Origin of the sequence: Novosphingobium sp. KCTC 2891, assembly GCF_025938155.1 — a bacterium.
In the GTDB taxonomy this organism is placed as follows: Bacteria; Pseudomonadota; Alphaproteobacteria; order Sphingomonadales; family Sphingomonadaceae; genus Novosphingobium.
On record NZ_JAPCZG010000013.1, the window covers coordinates 1 to 15,334 of the forward strand.

Below are 15,334 nucleotides of genomic sequence, written 5' to 3' on the forward strand. Positions count from 1 at the left end.
TGCCCGTGTTCAACACCGGCCCCGGCATCGAGACGCTGCGCGCCAACTGCGAAGCGGAAACCGGCCTGCCAGCGCCCCTGCAACCCCAATGGCCGCACCTCGAAGCGGCGGAGTGAGACGTGAACAACGGTGCATTGAAGGACATCCGCGTCGTCGAACTGGGCCAGCTGCTGGCCGGTCCGTTCTGCGGCCAGCTCTTGGGCGACATGGGCGCCGACGTGATCAAGGTCGAGCCGCCGATAACAGGCGATCCGATGCGCGAATGGGGGCAGGGCGCCGAGAAGGTCCAATGGGAAGTGATCGCGCGCAACAAGCGCTCGGTCAGCGCCAACCTGCGCGTTCCCGAAGGACAGGCGCTGGTGAAGCGGCTGATCGCGCACGCCGACGTGCTGGTCGAGAACTTCAAGCCGGGCACGCTGGAAAAGTGGGGGCTGGGGCCTGATGTCCTGCTCGCCGAATTCCCGCATCTGATCATCGCGCGTATGTCGGGCTATGGCCAGACCGGCCCTTATTCCGATCGCGCCGGCTTCGGCGGCATCGGCGAGGCGATGGGCGGCTGGCGCTACATCGTGGGTGAGCCGGATCGCCCGCCGAGCCGCATGGGCGTGTCCATCGGCGACACGCTGACCGCCACCTATGGCTGCATGGGCGTGCTCGCTGCGCTGCACGTGAAGGAAAAGACCGGCAAGGGGCAGGTGATCGACACCGCGCTTTACGAAAGCGTGCTCCAGGTCATGGAAGGCCTTGTGCCCGAATACGACCGCATGGGCCTGATCCGCGAACGCTCGGGCTCGATCCTGAAAGGCATCGCGCCGTCCAACGTCTATTCGTGCAAGGACGGCGAATTCATGATCGGGGCCAACAAGGATTCGCTGTGGAAGCGCCTTGCCGAGGCGATGGGCCGGCCTGAACTCGGCGACGATCCGCGCTATGCCACGCATCTGGCGCGCGGCGAGAACCAGGACGAGCTGGACGCGCTGATCAACGACTGGACGCGCACGCTGACCATGGACGAGGTCGATGCGCTGATGATCGAACATTCGATCCCGGCGGGCCGCGTCTACCGCGCGCCCGACATGATCGAAGATCCGCACTTCCAGGCGCGCGAGGCGATCATCGAGGTCGAGACCGAGCGCTTCGGCGCGCTGAAGATGCAGTCGAGCTTCCCCAAGTTCTCCGCGACGCCCGGCAGCGTGCGGCGTCCGGCACCTTCGGTGGTCGGCCAGCACAATGCCGAGGTCTATGGCGAACTGCTCGGGCTGGGCGAGGCGGACCTTGCCGTGATGGCGGACAAGGGCGTGATCTGATGGCGAAGGACGAGGCCGACCTTGCCGCCAATTATGCCGGGGCGTTCGACGGGCGGTTGCCCTTCGGACGCCGCCCCGCGCTGCTGCTGGTCGATCTCGTCGAAGCCTATCTCCAGCCCGGCTCGCCGCTCTATGCCGGGATCGAGGATGCCGTGGCCAGCGCGGTGCGGGTGACCGCCGCCGCGCGCGCCGCGGGCCTGCCCATCGTGTTCACCAATGTCGAATACCAGCCCGGCGGTGCGGACGGCGGAGTGTTCTACCGCAAGGTGCCCGCGCTCAAGGTGTTCGAGAAGGGCTCGCCGCTCGGCGCCTTCCCGGCAGCGCTGGCACCGCAGGACGGCGACGTGGTCATCACCAAGCGCTATGCCTCGGCCTTCTTCGCCACGCATCTCGCCTCCACCCTGACCGCGCTGGGCGTCGACACGGTGCTGGTCTGCGGCACCTCCACCTCGGGCTGCATCCGCGCCACGGCGCTCGACGCCTGCCAGCACGGCTTCGTGCCCTTCGTGGTGCGCGATGCCTGCGGCGACCGGCACGAAGGCCCGCATGAGGCCAACCTGTTCGATCTTCAGGCCAAATACGCCGAAGTCGTGGGCGAGGCCGAAGCGGTCGCCCTGCTTTCGGCGATCTGAACCGGCGGAACGTCCGAAGAATCCGGTTGCGTTCGACGCTTCTTCCTGATTGCTTTAATCAAGCAATTAAAAATTGGGAAGGAACGCCAGCATGACCCGCCGCATCGTCAAATGGTCGCCGCCCTATCGAGGGGAAAACGTCGAGCGCCCGGTATTCGACCTTGTCGATATCGAGCGCGACGGCCCCATCGGCCGGATCATCCTGAACTCTCCCGAAAAGCGCAATCCGCTGGGCTATGAACGGTTGCTCCAGATCGAGATGGCGGCCAAGGAACTCGAACTCGACGACGATGTGCGGGTGATCATCATCAAGGGTGCCGGCCCGTGCTTTTCCGCGGGATACGACATCACGCCCACCCCGCCGGGCGAGCCCAAGCGCAACACCCCCGAAAACGGCTATCACCACCCGGACCGCGATACCGCGTGGCAGGCCTACGATCACGAGCACCTGCGGATCTACACCTCGCTGTTCGATCTGCAGAAGCCGGTGATCGCGCAGATCCACGGCCATTGCCTTGCCGGCGGATCGGAACTTGCGGCATTCTGCGACCTGCGCATCGTGGCCGACGACGCGAAGATCGGCTGGCCGGTGGGGCGGCACTGGTCTCCGGGCAATCTCCAGGTCAGCCCGTGGCTGATGGGGATGACCCGCGCCAAGTACTACATGTTCACCAGCGAGCCGATCTCCGGCAAACAGGCGGCCGAATGGGCCTGGGCAAGCGAGTCCGTTCCCGCCGACGAACTGGAGGAGCGCACGGAGGCGATCGCGCGCAAGATCGCGCTTACGCCCACCGACCTGATCATGCTGACCAAGCGGTCGATCAATCGCCAGTTCGAGATCATGGGCTTCAAGACCGGCATGGCATCGAGCGCGGACCACCTGGCCATCGCCTTGCTGCGCCCCAGCTTCGCGCGCGGCGACGAGTTCATGGCGCGTGCGCAACAGGGCGGGCTGCGTGCTGCGCTCGACTGGCGCGAGGAGCATTTCGACAACGATTACAGTGGCGGCGGGGAAAGCCGCGAGGCAACTGCGCCCGGCGACACTCCACCGGCCGATGGCGACGGACCGGGGGCGCGCTACGGCGAATGAACAACTGCGGGCGGTCTGCTAATGGCCGCCCGTTATCTGTCAATTGTGCTAGGTAATGTGGTGATAGGCTGAAATACCTACCGAAAATATTTTCCGATGTAGGTGCGCTTCGGCAACACCTGCGCGAAGTGGTAGTGTTCAGTGCGCTGTAATAACGACAGAGGCCACCCCCGAACGAGGTTCACACCCGTTGGGAGGGAATATGAGGAAGGTTTATATTGGGCGGGCCCTTGCGGCTCTCGCCTGCACCACCACGCTTGCCGGTTTTTCGATGCCTGCCTTCGCGCAGGACGCGCAGGCGGAAGTGTCGGGCACTGTTGACGCCAACACCATCGTCGTTTCGGCACGCCGCCGCGACGAAACGCTCCAGACCACCCCTGTTGCCATTACTGCGGTCAATGCCGCGATGCTGGAAAACAAGGCGTCGGTGAACATCGGCGATCTTCAGGGCGATGCGCCCAACCTGCTCATTACGCAGCAGAACTCGGGCGGCCAGGCCGCCAACATCTCGATCCGCGGCCTCAGCTTCGCGAACATCGAAAAGGCCTCCACCCCCACCGTCGGCGTCGTCGTCGATGGCGTGATGATCGGCACCAACACCGGCCAGCTGCAGGACTTCTTCGACGTCGAGCAGATCGAAGTGCTGCGCGGCCCGCAGGGCACGCTGTTCGGCGCGAACACGATCGGCGGCGTGATCAACATCATGCGCTCGAAGCCGACCAAGGAAGCCGGCGCCAAGCTGGAAGCCAGCTATGGCCGCTGGAACACCTGGAGCACGCGCGCGGTCGTCAACTACGGCAACAGCACCACGCTGGGCGTGAAGCTGTGGTACTTCCACAACCAGTCGGACGGCTTCTACTGGAACGCCACGACGCAGTCGCGCGGCGGCGGCACCAACAACGACACCTTCGGCGGCTCGGTCCTGTGGGAGCCGACCGGCAGCATCTTCGATGCGCAGTTCAGCATCCAGAAGGTTCACCAGAAGTTCGACCCGACGGTGGCCAACATCACCAGCTCGGCCGAAGCTTTCAGCGCCGTGATGCCGAAGTTCCAGGTTGACCGGAACACCACGGACGACCTGTACACGGTGTTCACCACCCCGGCGACCAGCCGCTACAGCGCGCCCGATGCCAACCTGACGCTGAACTTCAACGCCGATGCGGTGAAGCTGACCTCGATCACCGGCTGGCGCCATTCGGACGAGTTCCAGGGCCAGGACTTCGACGGTTCCAGCACCAACATCTACTTCTCGGAACGCACCCAGAAGTACACGCAGTGGAGCCAGGAACTGCGCGCCGCGGGCAAGATCTTCGACGGTCTTGACTACGTGGTCGGCGGGTTCTTCTTCGACTCGCGCTTCCGTCTGTCGGCCGATACTTTCGTGTTCGGCAGCAACACCGGCACCAACGTCGTCACCGGCCACACCCGCTCGCTCGCGGCTTTCGGTGACTTCAACTGGACGGTGACCGACGGCGTGCGCGTCTCGTTCGGCGGCCGCTGGGGCCAGGACAAGCGCGAACTGACCAACAGCTACCCCGGCACGCTCGGCGTGATCGGCGAAGGCTCGCGCACGTTCCGCAAGTTCACTCCGAAGGTCGGTATCGACTGGCGTCCGAACAACGACACCATGCTCTATGCCAGCTGGTCGCGCGGCTATCGTTCGGGTGGTTTCAGCCCCCGTGCGATGACCAAGGCAACCGCAGGCACGCCGTACTTCCCCGAAACGGTGGACAGCTACGAAGCGGGCGCGAAGCTCGACCTGCTTGACCGCAAGCTGCAGTTCAACCTTGCCGGCTTCTATTCGAAGTACAAGGACATGCAGCAGGAAACCACCATTCCGGGTGGTCCGCAGGGCAGCCAGACGATCACCAGCAACATCGGTTCGGCCGATATCAAGGGTCTCGAACTCGAAACCACGCTGCGTCCGATCCCCGGCCTGAAGCTGACCGCCAACGCCGCGATCCTCGACTCGCAGTTCCACGGCTTCGTCGCGAACAACCTCTACAAGGGCACGCTGATCCCGTTCGATTACTCGAACAACAACCTGATCTACTCGCCCAAGTTCTCGGGTTCGCTCGGAGCGGAATACACCTACGACACCAGCTTCGGTAACCTGGTCGGTATCGTCGGCCTGCGCCACATCAGCCCCTATGACGAGCAGGTTTCGTCGGGCGGCCTGACCGAGCACCTGACCGGCGGCGTCGTCACCAGCGTGACGGTGAACGGCAACGATCCCCGCGTGCGTACCCGCACGCAGGACCTGGTCGATGCCAGCCTCACCGCGAACTTCAAGCTGAACGGCGCTGACGCCTACGTTCGCGTCTATGGTCGCAACCTGGCGAACATCAAGACCACCACCCACGCGTTCACCGTGGCCGGTCTCTGGTCGTTTGCCACTGCGCTCGAGCCGCGCACCTACGGTGCCACCGTGGGCGTCAAGTTCTGACGCACACCGTGCCTCGCACATGATCGGAAAGGGGCGCACCGCAAGGCTGCGCCCCTTTCTTTTTGCGTCGTTGCCGAGCCCAGGCCGCGGCGAAATGTTCGTGGGTGTGCTTTCGCCGGAGCCTGCCATCGGCGGCTGGCTGGGCGACAACGACAAGAACTACTCGGTCCGGTCGCCATGGGCGGCACGATCAAGGCGCCCGCGATGGGCAGGGGATCAAGTTCAACCCCGAAGGGTTCGCGCCGGGCGATTCTGGCGGGCGAGACGGTGATGATGAGCGCGGCCGGGGTATGTCGCGGCGTCCGATATGCCCCGGCTCGCTGTCGTCACAGGTGCTTGAGCATGTGCCAGGTGCGCTCGGTGAACAGCCAGCGGCCGCCCCTCACGGCGAACTTGTCGTGATAGATGCCTACCGCCTGCCGCGTCTCGCCTTCGGTGTTGACCAGCACTTCGTTGGTGTAGGTCCGCGCCCAGGCCGTATCGCCCTCGATCTCGATCACGCCGGGCGTGCAGACCAGGAAGCAGAACGGGAACAGCGCCTGCGCGCCCTGCCAGATCGCGTGGATCGCGTCCTTGCCGCGCACGTCTTCCAGCCCTTCCATGTCGGGCACGCTCCAGCGGCAATCGTCCGCCCACAGCGCCATGATGGCATCGACGTTGCGCTGGCAGCAGGCATCGGAATAGCGTTCGATCAGGCCGCGGATGGCGAGTTCGTCGCGCACCAGCGTGAGGTCGGCGGGGGGCATCGTGTCGGTCATCGGCTCAGACGTCCCATTCAAGGTAGAGCTCGGGGATCGCGCGGTTGGCGAACGTGGGGGCATAGGCGATGTCCTGCCCCGGCTTCAGCCGCAGCCCCGGAAGCCGCTTTGCCAGCGTGGCCAGCGCGGCGTTGAGTTCGAGCCGCGCGAGCGGCGCACCGACGCAGAAATGCTTGCCGGTGTTGAACGTCATGATCGCGGACTGGTCGGCGCGGAACGGGCAGAACTCGTCCGGATTGGAGAACTTGGCCGGATCGTGGTTGGCCGATCCGAACAGGATGATCACCTTGTCGCCCTTGCGGATCAGCTGCCCGCCCACTTCGCTGTCGGCCGCGCAATAACGATACCAGGCCAGCAGGGGCGCTTCATAGCGCAGCCCTTCCTCGACGAAGGCCGAAACCTTGTCCTGGTTGGCCAGCATCTGTTCCCAGCGCTCGCGCTTGCTCAGCATGTGGTAGATCGTGTTGGTCAGCGCCAGCTTGGTCGTCTCGTTGCCCGCACCGACGAAGCTGTGGGTGAACATGATCACCAGCTCGTCCATCGACAGCGCCGCTTCGCCCGACAGGAAGCCGAGGATCTCGCTCAGCAGGTCGTCCCGGGGATCGGCCTGCCGCGCCGCGATCTTGTCGCGGATATAGTGCTGGAACGCGACGGCGTTCTTCGCCGCGGCGACCTGTTCGTCCTCGCTCAGCTCGGCCAGCAGCATCCGGAACGTGTCGTCCACCCAGCGCGGGAACATGCTCATGTCGTCCTCGGCCTCGGTGAAGCCGATGAGGTTGAGCGTGGTCAGCATCGCCAGCGGATAGGCGAACTCGCTGACGTATTCGCACGATCCGCGCGCGATGAACTTGTCGATCAGGTCGTCCACCGTGTGCTGCACCACCGGCGCCATCTCGCGGATGCGCTTGGGGGTGATCACGCTGGTCATGGCGCGGCGGAAGCGCGCGTGGTCCGGGCCGTCGTCGGTCTGGATGTGGCGGGTCTTGGTCCAGTCCACGCCCGTGGCCAGCACGTCCATCGCGGCCGGGCAATATTGCCCGCCCTGCGCGCCCTGAAGCGCGTTCTCGACCGTGAAGTTGGGGCTCTTGGCGACCGTCGCCAGATCGTCGTAGCGGGTGATTACCCAGCCGCCATGCTTCTCCGAAAAGAAGATCGGGTGCTGTTGGCGGATCTCGGCAAGCGAGCCGTAAAGCTCGTCGTGCGAGGCGCCGGCGGGTTCGAATTCAAGGACTTCGCTGGTCATGTCATGCTCTCCGGTGGCGGTGATACCGCAAACCGAAGGGGTCATGACCTAGCGTATCGTTCTGGCGTTCCGGCACAGGTGCGGCCCGCCTTACCGCTGCAGCAGGATGTCCCGGTCCTGATCGGGCAGGGCGGTCTCGATCTCGACCATCACTTCATCAAGATGCAGGCGCATTTCCGCTGCGGCGCGCGCGCTGTCGCCCGCCAGGATCGCATCGGCGATGGTGGTGTGCGCGTGAACCGTCGCGCTGCTCAGCTCAAAGCCGATCGCGCCGATCCGCACTTGCTCGGTGACGAGAAAACCCACTGCACCCAGGATCAGCGCCAGCACCGGGTTTTCGGCCAGTTCAGCCACCGCATCGTGGAAGGCGAGGCCGGATGCCAGTGCGCGGTCGTCCAGCACGGCATCGCTGGCGAACGGCCCCATCAGCGCGCGGACGCGCTCGCGGTCGTGGTTTTCGGCGGCCAGCTGGGCCAGGATCGGCTCGACCATGCGCCACGCATCGAACAGTTGGCGCAGGCTGGCGCGCGCCATCATCAGGTAGAGCGCCAGCGTGTTCGAAAGGTTGCCCGGTTCGGGCGCGCCCACTTCGGTGCCGCTGCCGGGGCCGGGGCGGATGGTGATCAGCCCTTGCACTTCGAGCAGGCGCAGCGCCTCGCGCAGCGACGATCGGCTGACGTCGTATTGCTCCAGCAGTTCGCTTTCGAGCGGCAGCTTGGCGCCGCGTCCCTTGTTCTCGCGCACGATGTCGGTGACGATCTGGTGCGCGACCTGCTCGGACCGCTTGCGGCCGCGCGGGCGTACGCCGGTGCGCGGCGGAATGGCGTGCGGCGCGTCGGTGTCCTGCTCTTCGCTCATCGCTGTTTCCCCATCCTCCGATTCCCCTATGCGCTCTCGCTGCGCCGGTAAACGATGTTCCCGTCGATCAGCGTCAATGCCACCGGGTCGTCGTGAAACGCCAGTGCGGCCTTCGGGTCGATGGCTTGCGCGGCCCCGGTCATCGCGGCTTGCGCGCTTGTGAGATCGACGGCGGCGCTCATGCCAGCGAGGTTGAGCGGGCTATCCAGTCCTGCTGATCGCGACCTTCGCCGTCGCAGGCGATCCGGCACGGGGCGAGACCGCCGGCGAGCGGCGAGGACGCGTCAGTCGGCCAGTTCATCCCGCAGCAGCCTGCGCAGGAGCTTTCCGGTGTCGTTGTAAGGCAGGCTTTCGCGGAAATGGACCTGCGCGGGCGCCTTGGTCGAGCGCAGACGCGCGCGGACCCAGTCGCTGAGCGCGGGGCCATCGGAGAAGGCAGGATCGCGCGGCACGGCGAAGGCGACCACGCGCTCGCCCCACTGCTCGTCCGGCGCGCCGATCACGGCCACGTCAGCGACTTGCGGGTGGGTGCGCAGCACGTCCTCGATCTCGCCGGGCGAAATGTTCTCGCCCCCGCGCACGATGACATCGTCCAGCCGGCCATCGACGGTCAGATAGCCGTCGGCATCGAACCAGCCGCGATCCTTGGTGGCGAACCAGCCGTCATCGTCGGTGGCGGCGCGCTCGGCGTAGCGGCCCGCGACCTGCTCGCCGCGCACGAAGACTTCGCCCGGCTCGTTCGGGCCGCAGACGCGGTTGCCATCGCGCACTTCCACTTCGACGCCGGGAACGGGCTTGCCCACGGTGGCGAGGCGGGCAAGGCCCGCGGCATCGCCGCTGCGGGCGAGTGCGTGGTCGTCCGGCCCCAGCACCGAGATCGTCGAACTGGTCTCGGTCAGGCCATAGGCGTTGGTGAACCCGGTGTCGGGCATGAGCGCGAGCGCGCGGTGGATTACCGACAGCGGCATCCGTCCGCCGCCATAGGCAAGCGCGCGCAAGGCGGGCAGGGCGGTGCCGACTTCCTCGATCCGGTCCAGCACGCGCGCCAGCATCGTGGGCACGAGCATGGCATGACTGACCGCGAAGCGCGCGGCGGCATCGACCCAGCCTTCGGGCGTGAAGGCTTCGAGCTGGACCACCCGGCGGCCCGAATAGACCGAGGTGAGCAGCGCCAAGACGGCGGCGATATGATAGGGCGGCACGCTGACCAGTGTGGCGTCTTCCTCGTCCGCGCCGAGGAACTCGACGGTCTGGACGACATAGCTCGTCAGGTTTTCGTGGCGCAGCAGGGCGGCCTTGGGTTCGCCCGAGGTTCCGCTGGTGAACAGCAGGACGGCGGTGTCCTCGTCCTCGCTGGCGGGATACCAGTCCTCGGGCGCGGCCAGGCCGGCCAGCGTGGCGGTGCTGCGCACCTCGATGCCGTCGATCCCGGCGATACGGGCGGCCATGTCGTCGTCCGCGACGATGACCGCGGGGGCGAGGCGCGCGGCCAGCTTGCGCAGGCCGTCGTCGGGCAGGCGGTAGTTGAGCGGGGCGAAGGGCCGGTCGGCCAGCGCCGCGCCGAACAGCACCGCCGGCAGCGCGGGCGAATTGACGCCGAGGAAGCCGACATTGCGTGCCGTGCTGCCTTCGAGCGAGGCGGCGAAACCGCGCGCGCGGGCGTGAAGATCGCCGAAGGACAGGCTGCCGCCCGGCCCGTCTATGGCGATGCGGTCGGGCAGCGTTTCCGCGACGAGATCGAGCAGCAACGAGACGCGCATCAGATCAGTCCGACGACGGGAGCTTCTTGGCCTCGACCAGTTCCAGCGCGGTCCCGGCAAAGCCGAGCGCGCCGGTGCCGGCCTTGGTGCAGAGCATTTCCATGGCCAGCTCGTCGCTGCGATAGCGCTTGCCGACAAGGCAGCCGGTGTCGAGCCCGGCGAGCGCGGTTGCCGCCGCTACTTCGCCGTCCATCGGCACCATGTCCACGCCGCCGCACTGCGGCACGCCGTCGATCTTGGGCGGGCGCACCAGCACCGCTTCTGCACTGCAGACCTGGCTTTTCCAGCGGCTTCCGGGCTTGAGCATTGTTCGGATGTCCTTCGTAAATCAGGCGCCAGCGCGCTGGGCTTCAGCCCATGCCGCTTCGGCGAGGGGGGCGACGCGTGCGGCCTGCGTGGCGGCATTGGCGTCGGCGGCGTTGCCGGCTTCGAACCGGGCGACGATGCCCTGGATGATCGCGGCCACGCGGAACAGGTTGAACGCCTTGTAATAGCCAAGGTTTTCGACCGGCGGGCGGCCCACGCGTTCGCAGTAGCGCGCGGCATAGGTGTCGAAATCGGGCAAGCCGAGCGCGGCCAGATCCTTGTCCACCAGCGATCCGCGCGGGTCGATCCCGGCGGGGCGATACCATTCCATGCCGTGGTAGGTGAGATCGGCGATGGGATCGCCGGTCGTCGCCAGTTCCCAATCGAGGATCGCGACGACGCGCGGCTCGGTGGGATGGAAGATCAGGTTGTGGAAGCTGAAATCGCCGTGGGCGACGCGCGCGGGGACTTCATCGGGGACGTTGGCTTCGAGCCACGCGATGACCTTGTCCATCGCCGGGATGTCCTGCGTCTTCGATGCGGCATATTGCTTCGACCAGCGCGCGACCTGCCGGGCCAGGTAGTTGCCGGGGCGGCCGAAGTCGCCAAGGCCGACCGCTTCGGGATCGACGCTGTGCAGCGCGGCGAGGGCCGCGTTGGCGGCGTCGTAGATCGCACCGCGCTCTTCCGCTGAAAGGTCGGGCATGGCGTTGTCGAAGAAGATGCGGCCCGGCACGTGCTCCATCAGGTAGAACGCGCTGCCGATGCGGCTTTCGTCGGCGCAATAGCCCACGGGTTTCGGCACCGGCACGCCGGCACGCGAAAGCGCGTCGATCACGCGGTATTCCCGGTCGATGGCATGGGCCGAGGGCAGCAGCACGCCCGGCGGGCGGCGGCGCAGCACGAAATTGCCGGCGTCACTTTCGACCATGTAGGTCGGGTTCGACTGGCCGCCCTGGAACTGGCGCACGGTGATGGCTGCCGGCGTGGCGCCGGTGCATTCGCCGATGAAGCGGGCGATCTCGCCGGCATCGACCTCGAACCCCTCGCGCACGTCGCCCGTGGCGCCGAGATACTTTTGAGGCGTGTCGCTCACAGGATCACCCCGCCATCGAGGCGCACGATCGTGCCCGTGGTGTAGCTCGACTGCGGCGAGGCGAGATAGAGCGCGGTGGTCACGATCTCTTCCGGGCGGCCCATGCGGTGCATCGCGGAAGGGGCGTTGGCGTCGTAATCCTCGCGCCAGGACTTGGCGATGTCGGTCCAGAAGGGGCCGGCCATGATAGCGTTGACGCGCACTTCTGGGCCGAATTCCATCGCCTGACCACGGGTGAGGATGTTCATCGCTCCCTTGGCTGCGGCATAGACCGGATAGGCCGGATCGGGGCGCAGGCTGCCGATGCTGGTGACGTTGATGATCGAACCGCCGACCTTGGCCAGATGCGGCCGGGCCAGCGCCGAAAGGCGGAACGGCCCCTTGGCGTTGACCGCGAAGGTCTTGTCGAACAGCGCCTCGCTGGTGGCGAGCGAACTTTCCGCGACGGGGGCGATGCCCGCATTGTTCACCAGCACGTCGATCCGCCCGAAGGCGGCGAGCGTGCCGTCGATCAGCGCTTCCAGCCCGTCCCATTCGCCCACGTGGCAGGGGATGGCGAGCGCGCGGCGGCCCAGCGCCTCGATCTCGGCCACCACTTCGGCGCAGGCTTCGGCGCGGCGGCTGGAGACGACCACGTCGGCCCCGCGCTGCGCGAAGCCCAGTGCGATGGCGCGGCCGAGGCCCCGGCTGCCGCCGGTGACGATGACGGCCTTGCCGGTGAAATCGAAGGCGGGGTCGAGAGCGACCTGTTCCATCACGCGACCTCCGCGTACTTGGCGAGTTCCATGCGCGCCAGCTGGCGGCAGTGGACCTCGTCCGGGCCATCGGCGATGCGCAGCATGCGCGTGTTGGCCCAAAGCTCGCCCAGCCCGAAATCGTCGCAGACGCCCGCGCCGCCGTGGGCCTGGATGGCATCGTCGATGATCTTCAGGGCGATGCGCGGCGCGCCGACCTTGATCATTGCGATCTCGGCCCGGGCCGACTTGTTGCCGGCGACGTCCATCATGTAGGCAGCCTTGAGGCAGAGCAGGCGCGCCATCTCGATGTCGATGCGGGCTTCGGCGATGCGCTGTTCCCACACAGACTGCTTCGAAATGAGCGAGCCGAACGCGGTGCGCGTCTGGAGGCGGCGGCACATCTTTTCGAGCGCGGTTTCCGCGACGCCGATCACGCGCATGGCGTGGTGGATGCGGCCCGGCCCGAGGCGGCCCTGCGCGATCTCGAAGCCGCGACCTTCGCCCAGCAGCATGTTCGAGGCGGGGACGCGCACGTTTTCGAGCACGACTTCGCCGTGGCCGCCATGGCTGCCGTGGTCATAGCCGAACACCGGCAGCAGGCGCTTGATCGTGACGCCCGGGGTGTCCGCGGGGACGAGGATCATCGACTGCTGGTTGTAGGAGCGCTCGTCCGGGTTGGACTTGCCCATCAGGATGTAGATTTCGCAGCGCGGATGGCCGACGCTGGAGGACCACCACTTGGTGCCGTTGATGACGTATTCGTCGCCGTCGCGGACGATGCTGGTCTCGATGTTGCGCGCGTCGGACGAGGCGACGGCCGGCTCGGTCATCAGGAAGGCCGAGCGCATCGTGCCTTCCATCAGCGGCTTCAGCCAGCGGTCCTTCTGCTCGCGCGTGCCATAGCGCATCAGCACTTCCATGTTGCCGGTATCGGGCGCGGAGCAGTTGAACACTTCGCCGGCAAATGGGACGCGCCCCATGATCTCGGCCAGCGGGGCGTATTCGAGGTTGGTGAGGCTCTGGCCCTCCCACTCGAAAGTGTCGTCCACATGCTGATGGCCGCTGTGCGGCGGCATGAACAGGTTCCACAGGCCGGCTGCACGTGCCTTGGCCTTCAGCTCGTCGACGATGGGAACGGCCTTGAAACGGTCGCCCGCGTGATCCTGCGCGATGAAGGTCGGAATGGCCGGAATGACCTCGGCATCCATGAACGCCTGGACGCGGTCGATCCAGCGGCGCTGTGATTCACTGTATTCGAAGATCATTCCCTCTTCCCTCTTCCGGGCTTCTTCCAGCTTTGGACGAAAGTAGATTTATGATCATGAATTGGTCAACCTAACCACCTGTTCGGTTTACAGCGGGCCGGCCAAGCCACCATTTTCAGCGGGAAATTCGCCAAAAGGGCGAGGACTCGGAGAGGGTATGGCAAGGGCTGACGACTATGCGCCGTTCCGTGATCGCTGTGCGATCGCAGGGATCGGCCGCACCGAGTTCTCACGCGATTCCGGGCGGAGCGAACTGGCGCTGGCGACCGAGGCGGCGCGCGCGGCGATGGCCGATGCAGGGCTGACGGCCGACGATATCGACGGCGTGGTGCGCTGCCAGATGGACCACAATTCGGCCTCGGCGATGACGGGGGCGCTGGCGCTGCGCAACGTGGGCTTCTCCGCCGACGTGGCGGTGGGCGGCGATGCGCCCTGCGCGATGGTGGGCGTGGCGGTGGCGGCGGTGCTTTCGGGGCAGGCGCGGCACGTGCTGGTCTATCGTTCGCTCAACGGGCGCAGCGAAGGCCGGCTCGGCGCGGCGATCGCGCCCCGGCCCGAAGCGGGCGGGCACGGCAACTACGACGAGTTCTTCACCCCCTATGGCCTGCTGACCGCGCCGCAGAGCTTTGCGCTCCTCGCCCGGCGGCACATGATCGAATACGGCACCACCGAGGAACACTTCGGCGCGGTGGCCATCGCCTGCCGCGAGCACGCCAACCGCACGCCGCACGCGCAGATGCACGGCAAGCCGCTCGACATGACGCAGTATCTTGCCTCGCGCATGATCTCCGATCCGCTGCGGCTGTTCGACTGCTGCCTGGAAACCGATGGCGCGGCGGCAGTGATCGTCACCACGGCCGAGCGCGCAAAGGACCTGGCCCAGCCGCCCGCGCTGATCCGTGCCACCGCGCACGCGCCGGCCACCGGGATGAGCGGGGGCATGATGTTCCCCTCGATTACCTGGGAAGAACCGCTGAAGCTCGCTCCCAGGAACGTCGCGCGGCAGCTGTGGGCGCGCGCGGGGTTGGGGCCGCAGGACATGGACGTGGCGCAGATCTACGACTGCTTCACGATCTCGTTGATGCTCCAGCTCGAACAATACGGGCTGTGCGGCGAGGGCGAAAGCGGGCCGTTCGTCGCGTCGGGTGCGATCAGTGCTGATGGCGGATCGATCCCGGTCAACACCGACGGCGGCAACATGTCCGGTGGTTACATTCACGGGCTCAACCACATTGTCGAAGGGGTGCGCCAGATGCGCGGAACGGCGGACGTGCAGGTGAAGGACGCGGAAACCTGCCTTGTCACCAGCGGCCCGATGGGCATTTCGAGCGCGATGGTGCTGCGGAGGGCCGCATGACGCTGCCGCGCATCAGGCCCGCGACCTGGGACCGCGATACCGGCCCGTTCTTCGCCGCCGCCGCCGAACGGCGGCTGGTCTACAAGCACTGCAACGCCTGCGGGCGCGGCAACCACGTGCCCACTCCCTCGTGCCGGTTCTGCGGCAGCACCGACACCGCGTGGCGCGAGGCGGAAGGCAAGGGTACGCTCTACACTTGGACCACGGTGACCCACCCGGTCCACCCGGCTTACCCCGCACCCTACACCGTGGTGATCGTGACGCTGGAGGCCGCGCCCGACGTGCGGCTGACCGGCAGCGTGCCGGGGGCGCCGGACCTGGCCCCTGGCCAGCCCATGGAGGTCTGGTTCGAGGATCTGGGGGAGGGCTGCGTGCTGCCCAACTGGCGCCCCGCCTGAACAACACACCGCCTGAACAACACACCGTCCGAACAACACAACCCGGACTCGAACGAGGTCCGGGCAACAACACCCGCGAGG

The 15,334-nt window shown here is 66.6% G+C and carries 15 protein-coding genes; 6 read left to right on the forward strand and 9 right to left on the reverse strand.

Annotated elements, in window-relative coordinates; all coding sequences use genetic code 11:
* The first annotated feature begins 119 nt into the window (after positions 1–119).
* From OLX02_RS17800 to OLX02_RS17815, 4 genes are all read left to right on the forward strand, one after another.
* Positions 120–1,307: a CaiB/BaiF CoA transferase family protein gene (locus tag OLX02_RS17800; protein WP_264424976.1), complete on the forward strand. Its 1,188-nt coding sequence runs from the start codon at positions 120–122 to the stop codon at positions 1,305–1,307.
* Positions 1,307–1,939 carry an N-carbamoylsarcosine amidohydrolase gene (locus tag OLX02_RS17805; RefSeq protein ID WP_264424978.1) on the forward strand — a complete coding sequence of 211 codons (633 nt, stop codon included), beginning with the start codon at positions 1,307–1,309 and terminating at the stop codon, positions 1,937–1,939. The genes OLX02_RS17800 and OLX02_RS17805 overlap by 1 nt, the downstream gene beginning before the upstream one ends.
* Before the next feature lie 91 nt (positions 1,940–2,030).
* Positions 2,031–3,029 (forward strand): enoyl-CoA hydratase-related protein, encoded by a 999-nt coding sequence (locus tag OLX02_RS17810; protein ID WP_264424980.1) that lies wholly within the window; start codon positions 2,031–2,033, stop codon positions 3,027–3,029.
* 202 nt (positions 3,030–3,231) lie between these two features.
* The gene (locus OLX02_RS17815; RefSeq protein WP_264424982.1) at positions 3,232–5,475 is read left to right on the forward strand and encodes a TonB-dependent receptor; all 2,244 of its coding nucleotides are present in this window, start codon (positions 3,232–3,234) and stop codon (positions 5,473–5,475) included.
* A gap of 326 nt (positions 5,476–5,801) precedes the next feature.
* Here the strand turns inward: OLX02_RS17815 and OLX02_RS17820 are convergent, their stop codons facing one another.
* From OLX02_RS17820 to OLX02_RS17860, 9 genes are all read right to left on the reverse strand, one after another.
* Positions 5,802–6,233 carry a nuclear transport factor 2 family protein gene (locus tag OLX02_RS17820; protein ID WP_264424984.1) on the reverse strand — a complete coding sequence of 144 codons (432 nt, stop codon included), beginning with the start codon at positions 6,231–6,233 and terminating at the stop codon, positions 5,802–5,804.
* Positions 6,234–6,237: 4 nt separating this feature from the next.
* On the reverse strand, positions 6,238–7,476 hold the full coding sequence (locus OLX02_RS17825; RefSeq protein ID WP_264424985.1) for a cytochrome P450: 1,239 nt from the start codon (positions 7,474–7,476) through the stop codon (positions 6,238–6,240).
* A 90-nt stretch (positions 7,477–7,566) separates the two neighbouring features.
* Positions 7,567–8,334 carry a FadR/GntR family transcriptional regulator gene (locus OLX02_RS17830; protein WP_264424986.1) on the reverse strand — a complete coding sequence of 256 codons (768 nt, stop codon included), beginning with the start codon at positions 8,332–8,334 and terminating at the stop codon, positions 7,567–7,569.
* Positions 8,335–8,360: 26 nt separating this feature from the next.
* The gene (locus tag OLX02_RS17835; protein WP_264424987.1) at positions 8,361–8,516 is read right to left on the reverse strand and encodes a hypothetical protein; all 156 of its coding nucleotides are present in this window, start codon (positions 8,514–8,516) and stop codon (positions 8,361–8,363) included.
* Between the two features lie 102 nt (positions 8,517–8,618).
* Entirely contained in the window at positions 8,619–10,094 is a 1,476-nt protein-coding gene (locus OLX02_RS17840; protein ID WP_264424989.1) for a class I adenylate-forming enzyme family protein, read from the reverse strand.
* 4 nt (positions 10,095–10,098) lie between these two features.
* Entirely contained in the window at positions 10,099–10,401 is a 303-nt protein-coding gene (locus tag OLX02_RS17845; protein ID WP_264424991.1) for a hypothetical protein, read from the reverse strand.
* Positions 10,402–10,422: 21 nt separating this feature from the next.
* The gene (locus OLX02_RS17850; RefSeq protein ID WP_264424993.1) at positions 10,423–11,496 is read right to left on the reverse strand and encodes a phosphotransferase family protein; all 1,074 of its coding nucleotides are present in this window, start codon (positions 11,494–11,496) and stop codon (positions 10,423–10,425) included.
* Positions 11,493–12,251, reverse strand: coding sequence for an SDR family NAD(P)-dependent oxidoreductase (locus tag OLX02_RS17855; protein WP_264424995.1), 759 nt, complete (start codon positions 12,249–12,251; stop codon positions 11,493–11,495). Before OLX02_RS17855 ends, OLX02_RS17850 begins: the two co-directional genes overlap by 4 nt.
* Positions 12,251–13,498, reverse strand: a complete 1,248-nt coding sequence (locus OLX02_RS17860; protein WP_264424997.1) for an acyl-CoA dehydrogenase family protein — start codon at positions 13,496–13,498, stop codon at positions 12,251–12,253. Before OLX02_RS17860 ends, OLX02_RS17855 begins: the two co-directional genes overlap by 1 nt.
* A gap of 157 nt (positions 13,499–13,655) precedes the next feature.
* Between OLX02_RS17860 and OLX02_RS17865 the strand changes: the two genes are divergently transcribed.
* Together OLX02_RS17865 and OLX02_RS17870 are read left to right on the forward strand one after the other, a co-directional pair.
* The gene (locus tag OLX02_RS17865; RefSeq protein ID WP_264424998.1) at positions 13,656–14,855 is read left to right on the forward strand and encodes a thiolase C-terminal domain-containing protein; all 1,200 of its coding nucleotides are present in this window, start codon (positions 13,656–13,658) and stop codon (positions 14,853–14,855) included.
* Complete coding sequence (locus OLX02_RS17870; protein WP_264425000.1) at positions 14,852–15,253, forward strand: Zn-ribbon domain-containing OB-fold protein; 402 nt, start codon at positions 14,852–14,854, stop codon at positions 15,251–15,253. Before OLX02_RS17865 ends, OLX02_RS17870 begins: the two co-directional genes overlap by 4 nt.
* The last annotated feature ends 81 nt before the right edge of the window (positions 15,254–15,334 follow it).